At 66.9% G+C, this 20,362-nt stretch carries 19 protein-coding genes; 9 read left to right on the plus strand and 10 right to left on the minus strand.

All coding sequences use genetic code 11. The annotated features are described in order from the left end of the window. Positions 1–306 precede the first annotated feature (306 nt). The 7 genes from WT26_RS29560 to WT26_RS29590 are packed head-to-tail and all read left to right on the plus strand — an operon-like array spanning position 307 to position 9,165. Positions 307–1,983 (plus strand): methyl-accepting chemotaxis protein, encoded by a 1,677-nt coding sequence (locus WT26_RS29560; protein ID WP_059956024.1) that lies wholly within the window; start codon positions 307–309, stop codon positions 1,981–1,983. A 16-nt stretch (positions 1,984–1,999) separates the two neighbouring features. Beyond that, on the plus strand, positions 2,000–2,512 hold the full coding sequence (locus WT26_RS29565; RefSeq protein WP_059956022.1) for a chemotaxis protein CheW: 513 nt from the start codon (positions 2,000–2,002) through the stop codon (positions 2,510–2,512). Between the two features lie 8 nt (positions 2,513–2,520). Next, complete coding sequence (locus tag WT26_RS29570; RefSeq protein ID WP_196222169.1) at positions 2,521–3,942, plus strand: CheR family methyltransferase; 1,422 nt, start codon at positions 2,521–2,523, stop codon at positions 3,940–3,942. Continuing rightward, on the plus strand, positions 3,923–4,678 hold the full coding sequence (locus WT26_RS29575; RefSeq protein WP_069271888.1) for a chemotaxis protein CheW: 756 nt from the start codon (positions 3,923–3,925) through the stop codon (positions 4,676–4,678). Before WT26_RS29570 ends, WT26_RS29575 begins: the two co-directional genes overlap by 20 nt. Beyond that, complete coding sequence (locus WT26_RS29580) at positions 4,675–6,987, plus strand: hybrid sensor histidine kinase/response regulator (RefSeq protein WP_069274624.1); 2,313 nt, start codon at positions 4,675–4,677, stop codon at positions 6,985–6,987. The genes WT26_RS29575 and WT26_RS29580 overlap by 4 nt, the downstream gene beginning before the upstream one ends. Then, positions 6,984–7,988 (plus strand): chemotaxis response regulator protein-glutamate methylesterase, encoded by a 1,005-nt coding sequence (locus WT26_RS29585; RefSeq protein WP_069274625.1) that lies wholly within the window; start codon positions 6,984–6,986, stop codon positions 7,986–7,988. Before WT26_RS29580 ends, WT26_RS29585 begins: the two co-directional genes overlap by 4 nt. Before the next feature lie 46 nt (positions 7,989–8,034). Next, positions 8,035–9,165, plus strand: coding sequence for a response regulator (locus WT26_RS29590; RefSeq protein WP_069274626.1), 1,131 nt, complete (start codon positions 8,035–8,037; stop codon positions 9,163–9,165). Positions 9,166–9,198: 33 nt separating this feature from the next. Here WT26_RS29590 and WT26_RS29595 read toward each other — a convergent pair whose 3' ends face one another. Continuing rightward, a complete protein-coding gene (locus tag WT26_RS29595) occupies positions 9,199–11,448 on the minus strand; it encodes a putative bifunctional diguanylate cyclase/phosphodiesterase (RefSeq protein ID WP_069274627.1) in 2,250 nt (749 codons plus the stop codon). Between the two features lie 414 nt (positions 11,449–11,862). On the opposite strand from WT26_RS29595, the gene WT26_RS29600 reads away from it, so the two are divergent. Further along, entirely contained in the window at positions 11,863–12,285 is a 423-nt protein-coding gene (locus tag WT26_RS29600) for a hypothetical protein (protein WP_069274628.1), read from the plus strand. Positions 12,286–12,411: 126 nt separating this feature from the next. On the opposite strand, the gene WT26_RS29605 is transcribed toward WT26_RS29600, so the two are convergent. The 9 genes from WT26_RS29605 to WT26_RS29635 form a co-directional block, all read right to left on the minus strand. After that, positions 12,412–12,726: a hypothetical protein gene (locus WT26_RS29605; protein WP_059479559.1), complete on the minus strand. Its 315-nt coding sequence runs from the start codon at positions 12,724–12,726 to the stop codon at positions 12,412–12,414. 371 nt (positions 12,727–13,097) lie between these two features. Continuing rightward, positions 13,098–13,748 (minus strand): J domain-containing protein, encoded by a 651-nt coding sequence (locus tag WT26_RS29610; protein WP_059725709.1) that lies wholly within the window; start codon positions 13,746–13,748, stop codon positions 13,098–13,100. A 91-nt stretch (positions 13,749–13,839) separates the two neighbouring features. Next, on the minus strand, positions 13,840–14,382 hold the full coding sequence (locus WT26_RS29615; RefSeq protein WP_230461650.1) for a cysteine hydrolase family protein: 543 nt from the start codon (positions 14,380–14,382) through the stop codon (positions 13,840–13,842). Positions 14,383–14,545: 163 nt separating this feature from the next. Further along, a complete protein-coding gene (locus WT26_RS37765; protein ID WP_155123250.1) occupies positions 14,546–14,815 on the minus strand; it encodes a hypothetical protein in 270 nt (89 codons plus the stop codon). 61 nt (positions 14,816–14,876) lie between these two features. Beyond that, on the minus strand, positions 14,877–15,089 hold the full coding sequence (locus tag WT26_RS29620; protein WP_069271407.1) for a hypothetical protein: 213 nt from the start codon (positions 15,087–15,089) through the stop codon (positions 14,877–14,879). Positions 15,090–15,602: 513 nt separating this feature from the next. Continuing rightward, positions 15,603–16,604, minus strand: a complete 1,002-nt coding sequence (locus WT26_RS29625) for an RDD family protein (RefSeq protein WP_080485764.1) — start codon at positions 16,602–16,604, stop codon at positions 15,603–15,605. A 175-nt stretch (positions 16,605–16,779) separates the two neighbouring features. After that, positions 16,780–17,028, minus strand: coding sequence for a YkvA family protein (locus tag WT26_RS36635; protein WP_071766869.1), 249 nt, complete (start codon positions 17,026–17,028; stop codon positions 16,780–16,782). A 296-nt stretch (positions 17,029–17,324) separates the two neighbouring features. Further along, positions 17,325–17,798, minus strand: coding sequence for an SMI1/KNR4 family protein (locus tag WT26_RS29630; RefSeq protein ID WP_069271408.1), 474 nt, complete (start codon positions 17,796–17,798; stop codon positions 17,325–17,327). Positions 17,799–17,882: 84 nt separating this feature from the next. After that, positions 17,883–18,860, minus strand: a complete 978-nt coding sequence (locus tag WT26_RS29635; RefSeq protein ID WP_069274630.1) for a LysR family transcriptional regulator — start codon at positions 18,858–18,860, stop codon at positions 17,883–17,885. 157 nt (positions 18,861–19,017) lie between these two features. Between WT26_RS29635 and WT26_RS29640 the strand changes: the two genes are divergently transcribed. Then, positions 19,018–20,337 (plus strand): MFS transporter, encoded by a 1,320-nt coding sequence (locus tag WT26_RS29640; protein WP_069274631.1) that lies wholly within the window; start codon positions 19,018–19,020, stop codon positions 20,335–20,337. The last annotated feature ends 25 nt before the right edge of the window (positions 20,338–20,362 follow it).

A 20,362-nucleotide genomic window follows, 5' to 3' on the forward strand; every position in this document is an offset into this window, starting at 1 on the left:
GAATGCGATATCGCATCGCCTGCCGATCGGGATTCAGGCGGCAAATATTCACCGACGCGCACACGGCTTTCATTGCAATCGGCTTACTGGGCAAGCCCGCCACACATGCGCGCTGCGCCCGCCGACGCCTGCGCCTAAAACCCGCACGTTCTTGCCAATCGAATTACGACAATCGTCCGAACAATCACCTATCTTTAATGGCATGAAAAAGCGCGATGCAATGCGCGGAAAATTCGATTGCGATCGGACGCCCCGCATGACAGCATGCGGGCGTCCTACGACCGACCATCCTCCGGGAGACACCCCATGGCCACTGCGACGCCCCGTGCCGGCATCCCCCTGCTGCCCGCCCCGCTGCGCGGCGGACGGTTCACGCTCGGCACGCGCATCGTGCTCAGCTTCGGCACGATTTTCGTGCTGATGCTCGTCATGGCCGCGATTTCATACAGCCGTTTGAAGGCCATCGACGACGAGGCCGACAGCCTCAAGCGGGATTCGGTGCCGGGCCTGTTCCAGTCGACGTCGCTGCGTGCCGCCGCCAGTGAAAGCTACGTCATCCTGCAACGGGCCATCTTCGTCGATACGGACGCGGACGCCGCGAAGCGCAACCTCGACCGGATGCCTGACGCGCTGCGGCATCTCGAACAGGCGTCGACCCGGTATGAGGCCACGCTGTTCCGCGACGACGACAAGGCGCGCTTCCACGAATTCCGGGCCGCATACGACGCGTACCTGCTGCTCGCGAACGAGCTGACCCGCACGGCGGCGGGCGACCGCGCGGGCGCGCGGACCGGCTTCGCGCGCCTGAGCGCGGCGTGGGACCGCGTGATCCACGCCGCGGACACGCTGGTCGACGAAAACCACACCCAGGCGGACGATTCGGCGCAACTGATCCACGCGTCGGTGACCGGCGCGGAGGTTACCGTCGCGACCGCGCTGAGCGTCGTGCTGCTGGCCGCGCTCGGGCTCGGCTACACGCTGTATCGCGCGATCACCGGGCCGATGGCGCACCTCGTCGAAGTACACGACGCGATGCGCACCGGCAACCTGACCCAGCGGCTCGACCTGCGCCGCCAGGACGAATTCGGCACGTTGCAGGACGGCTTCAACCGGATGAGCGACGAGCTCGCGAATCTCGTCGCGCAGGCGCAGCAATCGTCGCTGCAGGTCACGACGTCGGTCGCCGAGATCGCGGCGACGTCGAAGGAGCAGCAAGCCACCGCGAACGAGACGGCCGCGACGACGACCGAGATCGGCGCAACCTCCCGCGAAATCCTCGCGACGTCGCGCGACCTGCTGCATACGATGAACGAGGTGTCGTCGGTCGCCGAGCAGTCGGCGGCGCTCGCCGGCGCGAGCCAGAGCGGCCTCGCGCACATGGAGGAAATGATGCGCAGCGTGATGGAGGCGGCCGGCTCGGTGAACGCGAAGCTCGCGATCCTCAACGAGAAGGCGGTCAACATCAACCAGGTCGTCGCGACCATCACGAAGGTCGCGGACCAGACCAACCTGCTGTCGCTGAACGCGGCGATCGAGGCCGAGAAGGCCGGCGAATACGGCCGCGGCTTCGCGGTCGTCGCGACCGAGATCCGCCGCCTCGCGGACCAGACGGCGGTGGCGACCGACGATATCGAGCAGACGGTGAAGGAGATCCAGTCAGCCGTGTCGGCCGGCGTGATGGGGATGGACCGCTTCTCCGAGGAAGTGCGGCGCGGGATGCGCGACATCCAGCAGGTCGGCGGGCAGCTGTCGCAGATCATCCACGAGGTGCAGGCGCTCGCGCCGCGCTTCCAGATGGTCAACGAAGGGATGCAGACACAGGCGAGCGGCGCCGAGCAGATCACGCAGGCGCTGTCGCAGTTGTCGGAAGCCGCGCAGCAGACGGCCGAATCGCTGCGCCAGTCGTCGCAGGCGATCGACGACCTGACGCTGGTCGCGAACCAGCTGCGCACCGGCGTGTCGCGCTTCAAGATCGACGGCTGACGCGCCGAACGACGCGATGCTCTTCCTTCTTTTCGAACTCGACGGCGAACGCTACGCGCTGGAGGCAACGCGGATCGTCGAAGTGCTGGCGCTCGCGCCGGTGAAGTCGATTCCCGGTGCGCCGCCGTGGATCGCCGGCGCGATCGACCGCCACGGCAAACCGGTGCCGGTGATCGACGTCGCGCAGCTCGCGCTCGGGCGCGCGGCACGCCGGCTGCGCTCGACGCGGCTCGTCGTGGTGCGCTACTGCACGCCCGATGCGCAGCCCGATGCGCCGCCCGACTCGGGTAGCGCGGCCGGGCGCATGCTCGGGCTGATCGTCGAGCATGCGACGCAGACGTGCCGGATCGACCCCGCCCGGTTCGCCGACAGCGGGATCGCGACGCCGCATGCGCGCTGGCTCGGGCCGGTTGCCGGCGACGCGTCCGGATTCGTGCAATGGGTCGACGTCCGGCGCATGCTCGACGACGATGCCCGCGCGCTGCTGTTCCCGCCCGCGCAGCCGCTGCCGCAGGCGGTCTCCGGATGACGGCCGCGATGAACGCCGACGATCCCCGCTTCGACGCGTGGCTCTCGTGCGAGACCGGCATGGACCCCGCCACGCTCGGAAACCACGCGCTGGCGCGCGCCGTCGCCGAACGCGCGCGCGTCGCGCTGGGCGATGCGCGCCCGCCCGCCGGCGACGGCGCGATCGATGCCTACTGGCAGTTGCTGAACGCGTCGGCCGACGAGCGGCAGGCGCTGATCGAGACGCTGGTCGTGCCGGAAACCTGGTTCTTCCGCGACCGCGAGGCGTTCGCCGCGCTCGCGCGGCTCGCCGACGCGCGGCTCGTGCGCGAGCCGGCGCGCACGCTGCGGGTGCTGAGCGCGCCGTGCTCGACCGGCGAGGAGCCCTATTCGATCGCGATGGCGCTGCTCGACGCCGGCATCGGCCCGTCGCGCTTCAGCGTCGACGCGATCGACATCAGCGCGCGCGCGATCGAGCGCGCCCGGGACGGCCTCTACGGCCGCAATTCGTTTCGCGGCCATCCGCTCGAATTCCGCGACCGCCATTTCCGCGAGACGGCCGGCGGCTGGCAGCTCGACGCGCGCGTGCAGGAGCCGGTCCGGTTCGTGCGGGCAAGCCTGTTCGACCTGCCGCTCGACGCCGCCGCGCGCTACGACTTCATCTTCTGCCGCAACGTGCTGATCTACTTCAACCGCGACGCGCAGGACCAGTCGATCCGGCTGCTCGACCAGCAGCTCGCGGACGGCGGCACGATCTTCGTCGGGCCGGCCGAGACCGGCCTGATGATGCGCCATCCGCTGACGCCCGCGCGCATCCCGCTCGCGTTCGCGTTCCATCGCGCGCCGCCGGGCGCGATGACGCCGACGACGGCGGGCGCCACCGCATCGGACGGCAAGCCGCCGAACGCCGCGCGCGCCCAGCCGGCGCGACCGGCGAAGGCGCCGTTCGTGGCAGCGGCCCGCGTCGCCGCCGCCGTGCACATGCCTGCGCCCGCGGCACCCGCACCGGTCGCGCGCACCCGGGCGGCCCTGCCCGACGGACGCTTGCCGCTTCGCGCCGCGCCTGCCTCGTCGCCCGCCGGCGCCACGCCGACGCTCGACGACGCCCGCCAACTCGCCGACACGGGCCGGCTCGACGAAGCCGAGCGCGCCGCGCACGCGTTCACGATCGTGCACGGGCCGCACGCGGACGCGTTCTACCTGCTCGGGCTGATCGCCGATGCGCGCGGCCTCGACGCCGACGCGCAGGACTTCTATCGCAAGACGCTGTATCTGGAGCCGGCCCATTACGAAGCGCTGACGCACCTCGCCACGCTGCGCGACGCGGCCGGCGACGCCGACGGCGCGCGGCAGCTGATGGCGCGCGCGCAACGCGCGAGCGCGCTGCGCGGCGCGCCGACGGCCGACCTGACGAATGACCGCGGAGGAACCGATGGTTCACGCCGCTCATGACGACCGCGCGCCGGCGCGGCGCATCGACGACTGCTGGAACCGCATCGGCACGCGCGGCGACGGTACGTGCCCGCGCCTCGCGGCGCACGCGCGCTGCCTGAACTGCCCGGTGTTCGCGCAGGCCGCCGCGACGCTGCTCGACCGGCCGCTCTCCGACGCGGATTTCGCCGAGGCCGCGCGCACGGCCCATGAGGCCCATGACACTCATAAGGCCCATAAGGCGCCGCCGGATGCGCGCGCCGACGATGCGAACGCGCCGCAAACCGCGCTCGCGTTCCGGATCGCCGACGAATGGCTCGGGCTGCCCGTCCCCGCGCTGCGCCAGATCGACGGGCCGCGGCCGATCCATCCGCTGCCGCATCGGCGCAACGGCGTGGTGCTCGGGCTCGTCAACGTCCGCGGCACGCTGACGATCGCCGCGTCGCTCGGCGCGCTTCTCAGCCTCGATCTCGGCCTCGACCTCGGCCTCGAGCACGACGCCGCCGGCCGGCATGCGCCGCGCCACGCGCATGCGCGGCTGCTGGTCGTCGAGCATCGCGGCGACACGGTCGCGCTGCCCGTCGACGAGGTCGAGGGCGTGCTGCGTTTCGCGGCATCCGCGCTGCTGCCGGCGCCGACGACGCTCGCCCACGCCGCCACGATGCACACGCGAGGCCTGCTCGCGTGGCGCGACACGACGCTCGGGCTGCTCGATACCGACCGCGTGTTCGACTCGCTCGCCCGGAGCCTGCGATGAGCACCGACGACGACCTGACGCGCCTGTCGCTGCTCGACCTGTTCCGCGAGGAAGCGCAGACCCAGGCGCAGGCGCTCGCGGACGGGCTGCTCACGCTCGAGCATGCGAGCACCGATGCCGCCGCGCTCGAAGCGTGCATGCGCGCCGCGCATTCGCTGAAAGGCGCGGCGCGCATCATCGACCTGCACGACGGCGTCAAGGTCGCGCACGCGATGGAGGAATGCTTCGTCGCCGCGCAACGGGGCACGCTGACGCTGACGGCCGCGCATATCGACGATCTGCTGCACGGCGTGGACCTGCTGCTGCGCATCGGCGACGCCGATCCGGCGACGGCGGTCGCGCGCGCGGACATCGACGCGCTCACCGCGCGGCTGGCCGGGCGAGAGCCGGACGGCGCGCCGGATACGCGCGACGCAGGCCCGATGCCCGCGATGCCGGAAGCGGACGAATCATCCGGCACGCCGCGCGCCGCGCCTGACCGGCAAGCGCCGCGCGCACCGGCCGTTCCGTCGCACGACGCAGGCACGCCGCCGCCGTCGCCGCCCCACTCCGACGCGCGCCGCGATCCGCAGCGCATGCTGCGCGTGCGCGCCGAACAGCTCGACCGGCTGCTGGGCCTGTCCGGCGAGTCGCTGGTGGAATCGCACTGGCTGAAGCCGTTCACCGGGTCGATCCTGCGCATCAAGCGGATGCAGCGCGACGTCGCGCGCGCGCTCGACGTGGTCGTCGAAACGCTCGCCGAGCGTCTCGACCCGGCCGCGCTCGCGGCGCTGAACGACGTGCGCCAGGGGCTCGGCCAGTTGCAGCTGCAGCTCGGCGCGCGCATCGACGAACTCGACCGGTTCGATCGCCGCAGCACCCATCTCGCGCAGCAGCTTTACGACGAGGCGCTGCGCTGCCGGATGCGCCCGTTCGGCGACGCCGCGCATGCGTATCCGCGCATCGTCCGCGATCTCGCGCGCTCGCTCGGCAAGCAGGTGCGTTTCTCGATCGTCGGCGAGGGCACGCAGGTCGACCGCGACATCCTCGACCTGCTCGACGCACCGCTCGGCCACCTGCTGCGCAACGCGATCGACCACGGCGTCGAGCCGCCCGACGCGCGCATCACATGCGGCAAGCCGGCCGAGGCGAGCGTGACGCTCGAAGCGCGCCACAGCGCGGGCCAACTGCTGATCTCCGTCAGCGACGACGGCGCCGGCATCGACCTCGACGCGTTGCGCGCCGCCGTCGTGCGGCGGCGGCTCGCCGACGACGAGACCGCCGCGCGGCTGTCCGATCCCGAACTGCTCGAATTCCTGCTGCTGCCGGGTTTCTCGATGCGCGATGCGGTGACCGACGTGTCGGGCCGCGGCGTCGGGCTCGACGCGGTGCACGACATGGTGAAGGCCGTGCGCGGCGCGGTGCGGATCTTCACCGAACCGGGGCGCGGCGCGCGCTTCGTGCTGCAGTTGCCGCTGACGCTGTCGATCGTGCGCAGCCTGCTCGTCGAGGTCGGCGGCGAGGCATACGCGATCCCGCTCGCGCACGTGCGCCGCACGCTCGAACTCGCGCGCAACGACATCGACATGCTCGAAGGCCAGCAGCACTTCCGCTTCGACGGCCGGGCGATCGGGCTCGTCACCGCGCACCAGCTGCTCGGCGCACGCGCGCCGGACCCGGCGCGCGACAGCGTCGCGACCGTCGTGATCGGCGACGAGTGGGACGCCTGCGGCGTCGCCGTCGACCGCTTCCTCGGCGAATGCATGCTGGTGATCCAGCCGCTCGACCGGCGGCTCGGCAAGGTCAAGGACATCGCGGCGGCCGCATTGATGGACAATGGCGAGCCGGTGCTGATCATCGACGTCGAGGACCTGCTGCGCTCGGTCGACAAGCTCGCGCGCGGCGGCCGGCTCGACCGTGTGCAGCGCGAGCAGCATGCCGCCGTCGCGCGCAGCCGGCGCGTGCTGGTGGTCGACGATTCATTGACGGTGCGCGAGCTGGAACGGAAACTGCTGGAAAAACGCGGCTACGACGTGACGGTCGCCGTCGACGGGATGGACGGCTGGAACGCGCTGCGCGGCGCGGCGTTCGATCTCGTCGTGACCGACATCGACATGCCGCGCATGGACGGCATCGAGCTCGTCACGCTGATCCGGCGCGACGCCGCGCTGAAAGCGCTGCCGGTGATGATCGTGTCGTACAAGGATCGCGAGGAAGACCGCCGCCGCGGGCTCGATGCCGGCGCCGACCACTACCTCGCCAAAAGCAGTTTCCACGATGAAACCCTGCTCGATGCAGTACGCGACCTGATAGGAGAAGCCCGCCCGTGAACATCGGCATCGTCAACGACCTCCCGCTTGCCGTCGAGGCGATGCGCCGCGCGATCGCGCGACGGCCCGAGCACCGCGTGCTGTGGGTCGCGACCGACGGCGCGCAAGCCGTCGAACTATGCGCCACGCAGCCGCCAGACGTCGTGCTGATGGACCTGATCATGCCGAAATTCGACGGGATCGAAGCGACGCGGCGGATCATGCGGTCCGAACGACCGTGCGCGATCCTGATCGTGACGAGCTGCATCGGCGCGAATGCGTGGCGCGTGTTCGAGGCGATGGGCGCCGGCGCGCTCGACGCGGTCGATACGCCGCGGCTCGGCGACGGCTCGGCCGGCGACACGACCCGGCTGCTGCTCGCGAAGATCGACCAGATCGGCCGCCTGCTCGACAAGCCGCCGCGCGCCGCGCGCGCAGCCGGCACGGCGTGCGGCGACAGCGGGCCGCTGATCGCGATCGGCGCATCGGCCGGCGGCCCCGGCGCGCTCGCGTCGATCCTCGGCGGCCTGCCGGCCGATTTCAACGCACCGATCGTGATCGTGCAGCACGTCGACCGCGCGTTCGCCGAAGGCATGGCGCAATGGCTCGACGGCCAGACGTCGCTCGCCGTGCGTGTCGCGCGCGAAGGCGACCGCCCGCAGCCGGGCGTCGCGCTGCTCGCCGCGACCGACGACCACCTGCGCATCACGCGCGCCGGCACGCTCGAATACACGCGTGAGCCGGCCGCCACGCCGTATCGCCCGTCGGTCGACGTGTTCTTCAACAGCCTGACCGAGCACTGGCCCGGCCGCGTGATCGGCGTGCTGCTCACGGGGATGGGCCGCGACGGCGCGATCGGCCTGAAGGCGCTGCGGATGAAGGGCTACCATACGATCGCGCAGGACGAGGCGACGAGCGCCGTATACGGCATGCCGAAGGCGGCCGCGACGCTCGGCGCGGCCCGCGCGATCCTGCCGCTCGGACGCATCGCGGGCGAGCTGGCGGCGCTCGCGCGGATCTGAGCCCGATGAACACGCGCGACAAGCATATGCAGAAACAGGTATCGACATGACCAGTGACACCACGCGAAGCCCGTGCGACGACGGCGGGACGCCCGCCGCCGACGCCGCGGACGCCGCGCTCGAAGCCGCGCGCAAGGCGCTGCAGACCCCGCCGGCCACCGACGTGCCGGCGATGGTGCTGCTGGTCGACGACCAGACGATCGTCGCGGAAGCCGTACGGCGCGCGCTCGTCGACGAAGACGACATCGACTTCCATTACTGCACGCATTCTCACGACGCAATGATCGCGGCCGTCGAGACGCGGCCGACCGTGATCCTGCAGGATCTCGTGATGCCCGGCACCGACGGGCTGAGCCTCGTGAAGGCGTACCGGACGAATCCGGCGACGCGCGACGTGCCGATCATCGTGCTGTCGACGCAGGAAGAGCCCGTGATCAAGAGCGCCGCCTTCGCGGCCGGTGCGAACGACTACCTCGTGAAGCTGCCCGACCGCATCGAGCTCGTCGCGCGCGTGCGCTACCACTCGCGCTCGTACATGAACCTGCTGCAGCGCGACGAGGCCTATCGCGCGCTGCGGCAATCGCAGCAGCAGCTGCTCGAAGCCAATCTCGAGCTGCGGCGCCTCACGCATTCGGACGGCCTCACCGGGCTGTCGAACCGGCGCTATCTCGACGAATACCTCGCCGCCGAATGGCGGCGCGGCACGCGCGAGCGCAGCGAACTGTCGCTGCTGATGATCGACGTCGACAATTTCAAGCTGTACAACGACACCTACGGCCACGTGTCGGGCGACAGCGTGCTCAAGCAGATCGCGTCGACCATCGAGCGCTGTCTCGGCCAGTCGGGGGATCTCGCCGCGCGTTTCGGCGGCGAGGAATTCGCGGTCGTGATGCCGGCCACGTCGCCGGGCGGCCTGCGCCTGCTCGGCGAGAAGATCCGCCTCGCGGTCGAGGCGCTGCGGCTGCGGCACGCGCATTCGTCGACCGGCAACACGGTGACGATCAGCATCGGCGGCGCGAGCGTCGTGCCGGCGTGCGACACGCTGGAGACGTCGCTGCTCGAGGCCGCGGACCGCGCGCTCTATCGCGCGAAGCACGAGGGCAAGAACCGCGTCGAGATCGACGTGGCCGCGCCGGCGGAGCAAGGCGGCGCGCACGGGGGCACGCCGCCCGCCTGACGCCGGGGCGCGCCGCGCACGGCTTCGCGCGGCTTACGGCGCGACGAGCCGGCGCGCGTAGTCGGTCGGGTCCAGCGGGCGGCTGAACAGGTAGCCCTGCTGCATGTCGCAGCCGATCTGCTGCAGGAACCACGACTGCGCCTGCGTCTCGACCCCTTCTGCCGTGACCTTCATCCCGAGCGAATGCGCCATCGCGACGACGGCCTGCGTGATCGCCACCGAATCGTGATGATCGGGCACGCCCGACACGAACGAGCGGTCGACCTTCAGGTTGTGCAGCGGAAAACGCTTCAGGTACGCGAGCGACGAATAGCCGGTACCGAAATCGTCGACCGAGATGCGCACGTTCATGTCCGTGAGCGCCTCGAGCATCGGCAGCACGGTGTCCGTGTCGTTCATCAGCAGTCCTTCGGTAATCTCGAGCTCGAGCGCGGACGGATCGAGCCGCGTCTGCGCGAGGCAGCGGCCGACCGACTCGACGAGGCCCTCGTGGAACTGCCGCGGCGACAGGTTGACGGCCAGCATCAGGTCGGGTGCGATCGTGCGGCGCCATTCGGCCGCCTGCCGGCACGCGGTTTCGAGCACCCACTGGCCGATCGCGACGATCAGCCCCGTATCTTCCGCGACCGGAATGAACTCCGCCGGCGACATCGGCCCGAGCTCGGGGCTCGTCCAGCGCAGCAGCGCCTCGGCGCCGACGGTGCGGCCGCTGCGCGCGTCGACGACGGGCTGATACGCGAGCCGCAGCATGTCCGACGCGAGCGCGCGCCGCAGCGACTGCTCGATCGCGAAGCGGCGCTGCAGCCGCAGGTTGAGCTGCGCGGTGAAGAACGTGAAGTGGTTGCGGCCGCGCTGCTTCGCGTCGTACATCGCCGAATCGGCGTTGCGCATCAACGTGACGGCGTCGTCGCCGTCGCGCGGCGCGACGCTGATCCCGATCGACACGCCGAGCCAGTATTCGTTGTTCGCGATCGCGAACGGCTTCGCGATCGCGTCGATCACCTCGCGCGCGAGCACCTCGAGCCGGTCGGGATCGTCGCAGTCGTCGACGAGGATCACGAACTCGTCGCCGCCGACGCGCGTGAGCGCATGCTGCCCGCCTCCGCACGCCGCGAGCCGCGCCGCGACGCTGCGCAGCAGCGCGTCGCCCGCGTCGTGGCCGGCCGTGTCGTTGACCTTCTTGAAGCCGACGAGATCGATGAACAGGATCGCGACGCGCGGGGCTTCGGCCGCGCCGCCGCGCGCGCCGAACAGCTCGCGCATGCGGTCGCCGAGCCAGCGGCGGTTGTAGAGGCCCGTCAGCGCATCGCGCGTCGCCAGGTAGCGCAACTGCTGCTGCGCTTCGCGCACAGGGCCGATGTCGTTGAATGAAACGAGCACCGAGTCGGCCTGCTTTTCGCCCGGCTTCACGATCGGCACCGCGTTGCCGCGCACCCAGATGATGTCGCCGTCCGCGAGGCCGAGGCGGATCGTAAAGCCGAGCTGCGGCGCGCCGGTGGCAAGCGCGCGCCGGCTCGGCCAGTCGTCGGGCGCGATCGGCGTGCCGTCCTCGCGGGTCGCGCTCGTCACCAGGCTCCACAGCCTGCGGCCGACGAGGTCGCCCTTCACGCGCATCATCCGGTTCGCACTCGGGTTGCTCGCGACCACGACGCCATCGCGCGACACGACGAGGATCCCTTCGTTCAGGCTGTTGACCACGAGCCGGTGATGTTCCTCGCTGCGCGCGAGCTGTCGCGCGATCCGGTCCTGGTGCACCGCGAGGCCGACGCTGTTGCCGATGTCGCGCAACAGTTCGGTTTCCTCGTCGCCCGGCCGGCGCGGCGTGCGGTAATAGACGGCGAACGCGCCCAGCACGGCGCCCGCATCGTCGAGGAACGGCACCGACCAGCACGCGCGCAAGCCCAGCGGCAGCGCGAGGCCCTTGTAGGCGTCCCACAGCGGGTCCGTTGCGATGTCCTCGACGACGACCATCCGGCGCAGGTACATCGCCGTGCCGCACGAGCCGGCCACCGGCCCGATCGACGCGCCTTCGATCGCCGCGCTGTACTGGGCGGGCAGCGACGGCGCGGCGCCGACGTGCACGTGCACGCCGTCGAAATCGAGCAGCAGGATCGTGCACGACGCACCGTCGCCGAGCAAAGCCTCGGCGCGCCGGCAGACTTCGACGAGCAGCTCCGGCAGCGGTGTGTTGCGCGTGATCAGCCTCAGCACGCTTTGCTCGGACGCGAGCACTTCCGCCGCGAGCCCGAGACTGTAACGAGAACTTTGCGGTTCGGTATCCAAGGTGAAAACCTGACGTGTGGTTTTTGGTCGCGTCTGGGACGTCTGATTCGTTATATCGTGACGGCGCGCGGGTTTCCGCATCCGGGTTTACGCCGATAGGTGGCAAAACCGGACGGAGGCTCGACGGGCGTCGTGCCGCAGTACCGGTACACTTAAGCACCAATCCGTGACAGGCAACGCATTCATATGCATAGGGAGTTGCAAGGAATGGGTTGGCTTTGTGACGTCGATCAACACTGCGATCGATGCGCTCGCCGGCATGTAGCATTGAAATACAACTCGCGTCGGGAGTTCCGGCGCGCAGCTGCATCATCAACTTGACGGTGCCCAAGTGCCCTGACTTACAGGCGCAACTCCAACGGTGCACCTCCCTGCTGCTAAACTCACGACAACCTCGGCCAATTTATTACCTTCGTGAGCAACGTTGAACAGCGGCTTCCTGACTTCGATCCGCATGAATTTGTCGTCTCGTTACTCAGTCGCTATGAAAGGGACCCGGACCAGTTCCATATTTCGCAGGAGTATATGGAACGATGTACAGGCCCGCTCGGCGAAGTGAAACCGGAGAGATTCAATGCGCTCGCACTCGCGCTTGCTCATGGGTATCACGATGGGAAACTCTCCTTCGCCTTTTGCGACTTAATCGTGAATATCATGGTCGAAAAAGTGTACTCGGATGCGGTAGCTCAACGCGATACGTGGCCATTTCTGTTTTGGGAAGTCTATCTCGCATTCGATGCAGGGGAGTTCGTCCCACCTGGTGAGCGACACATCGACCCGACCGAGAAATACACAAAACCACTGATTGCGGCAATCGTCGCCCAAAAACCTGTTTGAGGCAGTGGCGATCGCCCATTCATCCTCCGCCTGCCCCATCGAACCGACATGACGCCCTCGCGCCGCGCAAGGGCGTTGTCCATTCGACCTTACTGCCCGCTTCCGCCACTTCAACTCGCGCGCGGGTCAATAATCACGACGCGGCTCGTCGTAACGAGGCCGCATGCGCCGGTCTTCTTCGTCACGGCGCCAAGGATCGTGTTCTTCGCGCGCGTGTTCGCGCATCCATTCCTCGTGGCGCCAGTACCGATGGCCATCCCAATAACGGTCGCCATGCATGCCGATCGTGATGTCGACATCGGCGGCCGGAATCGAGTGCGCCTGACCATACGTGCCGGGCGCCGGGCCTTCCTGCGCGATCGCGGTCCCCGCACTCAGCGAGACGCCGCCTGCCATGGCCGCCGCCAGTGCGGCGTGGGAGATGATTGAACGGATCTGCATCGCAGCCTCCTTGCTATGGGCAACATGAATTCACGATACCCGCGACGGGCGCGCCAACCTGTCGAGACGTGTAAGCGCACGTTTCACGGTACGCGACCCTCCACAACGAGCGACATGCGGAATCGGACGCGCACATGCGAATGCAGCCGAAGCGGGACAGGATTCGATACAACCGGTCGGTCAGAGTCGGTTACATCTGTCCGTCGGGCAGCAATCGGTGTGCCCAAAGTGGCTCGGTGCTTTGACGGAGAGCAGGAGGAAACGCCGGACGTTTACGGCAAGGCAGGCCGGCCGGCAGCCGACAGCCGTCATTGCGCGACGTGATTCGAGGAAAGGGAATTTTTCGAAATCGGCATCGATCGCATGCCGATTCACTGGCGCAGCCCGAACATGCTGTGCCACAGCACGCTGAAGAAATCCGTGTGTGCCGCACGTTCGTCGCTCTTTCGGATGTCGTCCTTCGACGCTTGCTCCGACGCGGGTTGCGACACGCCGTCCGGCGCTCGTGCGTCCCGGGCCGACGCCGTCTGCGCCGCGTTCTCGTCGTGTTGCGGCACCGGCTCGTCGCTCTGCGCATCCCGCGACGCCCCCGCCTGCCGCGACGCATGCAGCTCGACCACGCTGCCGGCAATGCGCTCGGCAAGCGGCGCTTCGCAATCGCGGCCGAGCAACACGCCGAACACGACGTCGCGGTTGTGCCCTTGCTCGGCAAAGCGCATCGCCAGCGTCACGAATCGTGCGTATTGCGCATCACGCTCCGCCTGCGCCCGCTCTTCCTCTTCGCGCAGGCGCGCGTGGCGAAGCATCTCCTCCGCATAGACGGTGTCGTAGACACGGCGCTGCGCGGGGTCCGAGAGAATCGCGTAAGCCTCCTTGATCTCCTGAAACAGCGCATGCGCGGCCGCCTCGCGTCCGACGTTGCGGTCGGGATGCGCTTTCATCGCGGCCTTCCGGTAGCCGCGCTTGATTTCCTCGTCGGAGGCGTCCTCGTGCACGCCAAGCAATTCGTATAGCGTCGTCATTGCGCACCGGGTGGAAGTCGGATCGGGTCGATCGTAGCATGGCGCTGCGGCATCAACGTGCGGTCGACCTGCGAATGCCGCCCTCCGGAATTCACTCTGCCTGGCTGGACGTGCCCAGCAGCGCATCCGCGCTAACGACCGTGCAGTATTCGGAATGCAGGTTGGCCAGCGACATCGCGTGAACATCGTCGGCGCTTCGGGGCGTTCCGTTCCAGTCGGGCCGGGCGAACGTGAAGCAGCCGTCAGCCACGAGCCACGTGCGAAAGCCGAGATTGCCGGCCACGCGAACGGTCGCCTCGACCGAATTGTTCGTGATGACGCCGGCCACGACCAGCGCGTCGTGGCCGCCGGCCCGAAGCCGGGCTTCCAGATCGGTTCCGATGAACGCGCTGTTCGTCCGTTTCGGGATGACGGGTTCGCCGGCCACCGGAGTGGCCTCTGGCTTGAATGCGTGCCCCGGCTGGCCCGGCCGGTAGTGAGACTCCGGGTGTGTGGAGTCGTGCCGAACGTGCCATACCGGCCAGCCCTGGCTGCGCCAATGGACGAGCAACCGGCGAACTTGCGACTCCGCATGAGGGTTGTTTCTTTCTCCCCAACTCGGATGGTCGATCGCTCGCTGCAGGTCGATCAGCAACAGGACGGCGCCAGGAGACGGAAGGAGTGAACGCATGTGTCGAGGTAGCGGAAACTTCGAATCGATTCGGGGTTCTGCGCCGGATTGGCGGACGTCGCTGATGCGACAGGCAACTTTACAACATGGCGGCTCCGCCACCGGGTTCGCACGGCCCCGCACGCCACTATGTCAGTCGGATGTCGGCGCCTGTATAGCCAGGGCCTCGACGTTCATGCTCCAAGACGCTGTTTGCGCATTCCAGCCATTCCAGAAATACAGCTGCGTCCATCGGCGTTCCGTTCCCATTTGAGCCGTCCCAAAGAGCAAGATTGCCGACGAGCGCACCCAATGCATCCGGTTTATCGAGTCGCAACCATTCTCGATGGAGAAACTCAAACATGACCAGGTAAGCTTGACGTAAGGTAACTGTGGATTCCATTGAAGCAGCCCCCATGTTTTCCTCGATTCGATTGGAAAACGGGCGTCTAACTCTACCGACCATTCATGGGCCGCTGTCAGCCCTTATCGCGCCCCGGCTCATTCGGCTCTTGTTCGTCTCCGGAAAGGAGGTCAGATAGTTCGGACGGGGAAAGCCGCTTCATTTTCTTCTCTAGCTTGCGATCGTATTGCCGATCGTTCGGCTCCGAGGTCTGGGTCTTGCGGGCATATTGCTGCACGAAGCGACCGAGCTCGGCAGCCAGCCGAGATTTTGTGCGTTTCGTAGTCATTTATTGATATTGCGCTGCTCCAAGTCATGCCTATGGTCTGTTTACATACGGAACACGCATGCGAATGCCCGAAATCGCTCGTAGGGCAAGGAGCGAGGAGCGCCGTTTGGCCGCGCCAAACAAGCGACGAGCGACGCCGCCATACGGGCGATTTCGGGCATTCCCCTGGAATGAATTTCAAGTTTGGGGTTGCCACGAGAACGGCCGCTCGCCACGTTGTGCTCCTTGGCGATACGTCCAGTATTCGCGGCGTCGCGCGCCTCGCGAGCGGCCGTTCTCGTCGCAACGCATGCGTGTTCCGTATGTAAACAGACCCTGAGCGCATGTGTGCATCGACTGTCAACGATTCAAATACTGACGTCGAGCGACTGTTTCCGGCCAAACTCAGTCGGGATGGTCGATACGTGCCGCATGGCATGGCCATAATCTGGCCGCACTGCGTCCGACGACGGTGCGCGAAGATCGGCTACGGCGTGCGTGTCATGCAAACGCATCAACCGACCGACGAAACGCTCATGGCGATGTCATCTTCGATGCCCATTGGCGGCCTGGCCAACTTTCGACGAACTGTGTTCGCCAGGAGGCAATGCCGAGGTCGGCGCCGCGAACGGAAACAATCGTTACGATGTCCTGGTTTGCGAGCATCGGCCACGCGCCAAAAGCAGCGCGCGCGATCGCATGCGTACCCTGTTCGGTTTGTAGCATCGGGGAGCCGCTTACAACGGAAATAATGGTAACCGTGCGAGGCGCATCGCCCGACGATCCGACATGCCTGATGCTACTCATTGTGACTCCGCTTCGCATGACCGAAGGGACCGTCAACGTTGCACGCTGGATTTGGTCCAGTTCCGTTAGCTTCGACGCAAGATATCGATTTACGAACGGACTCGCGAGCAGTATGAGGCCGGCGAAGGCGCCCAGCGCGACCCAGTGCTTTCTGCGAACCTGAACAACTCGTACCTGCTTCGTGGAGACTCGAACGACGAGACTCGAGACTGCCAGGTCTTGCAACGATTGTCGGCTAGGCCGGTTGAACGCGAGCAGGTATACAAGCGCTGCGCCCCACAGAAATACGGCAAATGAGTTAACCCGTGAGATCCATGCTTCATGAGGTGAATTCAGCGCTGGGAGGTCGACAAACGCGATACCGCCGAGAACGGTCGGAACGGCAACAATTGCATAGCGCAGGCACGCTTGTGTCACGCCCAGCGTTGCAATCCCGTCCGCGTCACATCTGATGACCTTGATTTTTAACGCCTGCTTTCCGAGTGACTGACACCGTCCGGCATGGCCTTCCATCAAGCCGAAATAAGTCGAGCCGATTAGAAATCCAATCAACCGCCCCCACTGTCCAATTGCGGCCAACTGATCAAAGAACAAAATGGCCAGCGCCAGTCCAATCAGCCCAAGCACGACGCAATCGATGCCAAACGCCGCCGTCCTGCGCCAAAACCCTGCGACGTCGCCAACGCGACCTGCCACGCTTTCGTCTACCGCACTTTCATTTGTCGTCATGTCTTTCTACTTGCATCTATTTTTCTTGGACGTCGCGCCGACTCACCATCGGAGCACACTCTGTGTTCGACGCTTGCCAGCGAAGCGCGGTGACGCACTCGCATTCCTGCGGTCGGTGGAAGGCATCGACGAATCCTAGACGAACTCAGCGCTACCTTCCTGATTTGATCCCTCTTCAGCGGCGCGGGCGTTGCAGCTGAGTTGGTAGACAGCGGACCATCAAGTGCAACGCCATTGGGACCAGTACACCATCGTCCACAATCCCGACGAATGGAACAGCGAAATTGAAAGGATCGATCGCGTACAGCGCGACCAAAGCGATCGCGGGAATCAGCCATCCAGGGCGCTCGGGATGCCGCAACGCATACCCGAGTATGCGTAGATCGTTCCTTACAATTTTCCAAAGCAAAACGATTCTTTTCATGCCGACGGTTCCTGCTGCCTGAGGAAGGCGACGTCACACATTGCATCCACACATCCGCTTCACTGCCTTCAGAGTTCAAACGTGCGGAGCCCGTTTTCGCGACTCAAATCGTACTCCCGGATAGGTCGCAGCGACGGTCAATAAGTGTCAGGAACAGGCTTGGCTTCCTTGCTCACTGAATATTGACGATCCAGACAAAAACCTGACGGCACCCGATACGGAGCGCCCAATCCGGTCCCGGAACCGACTCAACGCGTGTTGAACGCATCCGCCTCATCTCCACCGACGAGTGCAACTCAAGCAACCCCCTCGAAATCACGTTCATCGAACGGCTCGCTGAGTTCGCCCGAAGTGCATAGCCATTCGATCGCCTGCTCCAGTCCGTCCCCGGCCACAAAAATGGACTCGCTTTCTCGTGGCAGAACCAATATCCGATCGGGACTGCCCGGATGAAAAATCAGCTCGTCACCCACCGTGGTATCGCCGATGACGATCGCGCGAGACGCCGCGTCCTTGGTCAGGACACTTCGCCCCTCATCCCAGAACCAGTATTGATCGATGCGCGCCCGCCAGTCTTCAAGCTCCGCCAGAATCCTTCGAGGCGGATAAATTCGAACGAAATCGCCGCCGAGAACACCTTCGCCAAACCGCGTAATGTACTCCGCATAGCCTTTCGGAAACCTTGTCCGTAGCTTCTCTTCGGCCGCGCTGACATCCGCCGCTGTGGGGCAAGCAGAAGCGGCCTTACGCACGATGATTCGATTGAACATTCACACTCCCATTAGCGAAAATCGATTATCGCCAAAATGGGTTCTTCTTTGAATCGATCACCGAAAGCGATAACCCGATTCGCATCAAGCGAATCCCGACAGCGAATCAGGCGCTCCAACAAACCGCAACTCCCCCGATGCCCCCGTCAGCAATTCGCGATTCGCGTCCGCGGCCGCGCGCAGGTAATCCCACAGCGCGGTCACGCGCCGCAGCTTGCGCAGATCCTCGCGGCACGTCAGCCAGAAGCACCGCGTGACGACCACGTCGTCCGGCAGCACGGGCACCAGCGCCGGCTGCGTGGCCGCCATGAAGCACGGCAGGATCGCGAGCCCGCCGCCCTGCAGCGCCGCGAAATACTGCGCGATCACGCTCGTCGTGCGCAGCCCGGCCGTCGCGCCGGGCACGGCCCGGTCGAGGTACAGCAGCTCGTTGCTGAACGCGAGATCGTCGACGTAGCTGATGAACGTGTGCGCGGCAAGATCGCCCACGCCCGCAATCGGCGCATGACTCGCCAGATACGCCCGCGTCGCGTAGAGCCGCAACTGGTAATCGCACAGCTTCGTGACCACGTAAGGCCCGCGCTCGGGCCGCTCGAGCGTGATCGCGAGGTCGGCCTCGCGCTTGGGCAGGTTGACGAAATGCGGCACCGGCAGCAGGTCGACCGTCACGTGCGGATGCTCGGCGCGAAACTGCGCGAGCTGCGGCGCGAGGAAAAAACACCCGAACCCTTCCGTCGACCCGATCCGCACATGACCCGACAGCGCCTCGCCCGTGTTCGCGACCTGGTCGCACGCGGATTGCACGGTCGTCTCCATCGCGTCCGCATACGCGACGAGCCGCTGCCCTTCGGCCGTCAGCGTGAAGCCGCCGGAGCGCGACTTGTCGAACAGCAGCGTGCCCATCGCGGCCTCGAGCGCGCGGATGCGCCGCGCGACGGTCGTGTAGTCGACGCCCAGCCGCTTCGCGGCGCCGCTCGCCCGCTGCGTGCGCGCGACTTCGAGGAAAAAGCGCAGGTCGTCCCAGTTCAGGTTGCCGGAAACCGGCTCGGTGGCATGTCGCATCGGCGAGGGAAAAAGAGGCTGGGGTCTCCGGGCCGGCCGTCGATATGCATAAATGCACATCCAACCGGCTTCTTTATCGGTACATGATGAATCTGCGCATAACTATACTCGACCGTGACCTGCGGACCACGAGCCGCGGCACCACCACGGAGACACCATGCAGACGCGATCCACCCTCGATGAGCATGCGACAGTCGCGGCACCGGCGCCCGAGCGCACCGCGAAGCACCACCTGCTGGCCGGCTGGGCCAGCATGGCCGGCACCACGATCGAGTGGTACGACTTCTTCCTCTACGGCACGGCCGCCGCGCTCGTGTTCAACCGCATCTTCTTCCCGTCGCTGGACCCCGTCGTCGGCACGCTCGCCGCGTTCGGCACGTTCGCGGTCGGCTTCATCGGGCGGCCGATGGGCGGCATCGTGTTCGGCCACTTCGGCGACCGCATCGGCCGCAAGTCGATGCTGATGATCACGCTGCTGCTGATGGGCGTGCCGAGCATGATCATCGGGCTGATCCCGTCGTACGACAGCATCGGCTACTGGGCCGCCGCGCTGCTGATCGGGATGCGGTTCCTGCAGGGGATGGCGGTCGGCGGCGAATGGGGCGGCGCGGTGCTGATGGCCGTCGAACACGCGCCGAAGGGCCGCAAGGGGCTGTTCGGCAGCCTGCCGCAGACGGGCGTCGGGCTCGGCCTGATCCTGTCGTCGGTCGCGATGGCCGCGGTGGCCGCGCTGCCGGAAGCCGACATGCTGTCGTGGGGCTGGCGCGTGCCGTTCCTCGCGAGCATCGCGCTGGTCGGCCTCGGCTGGTTCATCCGCGCGAAGGTGCCCGAATCGCCCGACTTCGAGAAGATGCAGCGCCAGGGCAAGGCCGAGAAATCGCCGGTGACGGCCGCGCTGCGCCGCCATCCGCGCGAGGTGCTGACGATCGTCGGCGCGCGCGCCGCCGAGAACACCTGGTTCTACATGGTCGTCACGTTCGCGCTCGCCTACGCGACGCAGCAGCTGCATCTGCCGAAAGCCGAGATGCTGCACGCGATCACGGCCGGCGCCGCGCTGTCGCTCGTCACGATGCCGCTGTGCGGCCATCTCAGCGACCGCATCGGCCAGCGCCGGATGTTCGCGATCGGGCTCGTGCTGATGTGCGCGTTCGCCGCGCCGTTCTTCATGATGCTCGGCACGCAGCAGACGTCGACCGCATGGTGGGCGATCGTGCTCGGCCTCGGCGTCGTGTTCCCGATTCTCTATGCGCCGGAATCGCTGCTGTTCGCGCAGCAGTTCCCGGCGGAGATCCGCTACAGCGGCATCTCGCTGTCGGTGCAGCTGGCCGGCGTGATCGGCGGCGGCTTCGCGCCGATGATCGCGACGTCGCTGCTCAAGGCCGGCGGCGGCCAGCCGCATTACGTGATCGCGTACCTCGTCGGTTTCGGCGTGTTCGCGCTGATCTGCACGGGGCTGATGCGTCGCGCGCGCGATTGACCGCGCGCCCCGCCCCGCTCCCCAT

This window comes from Burkholderia cepacia (assembly GCF_001718835.1).
In the GTDB taxonomy this organism is placed as follows: Bacteria; Pseudomonadota; Gammaproteobacteria; order Burkholderiales; family Burkholderiaceae; genus Burkholderia; species Burkholderia cepacia_F.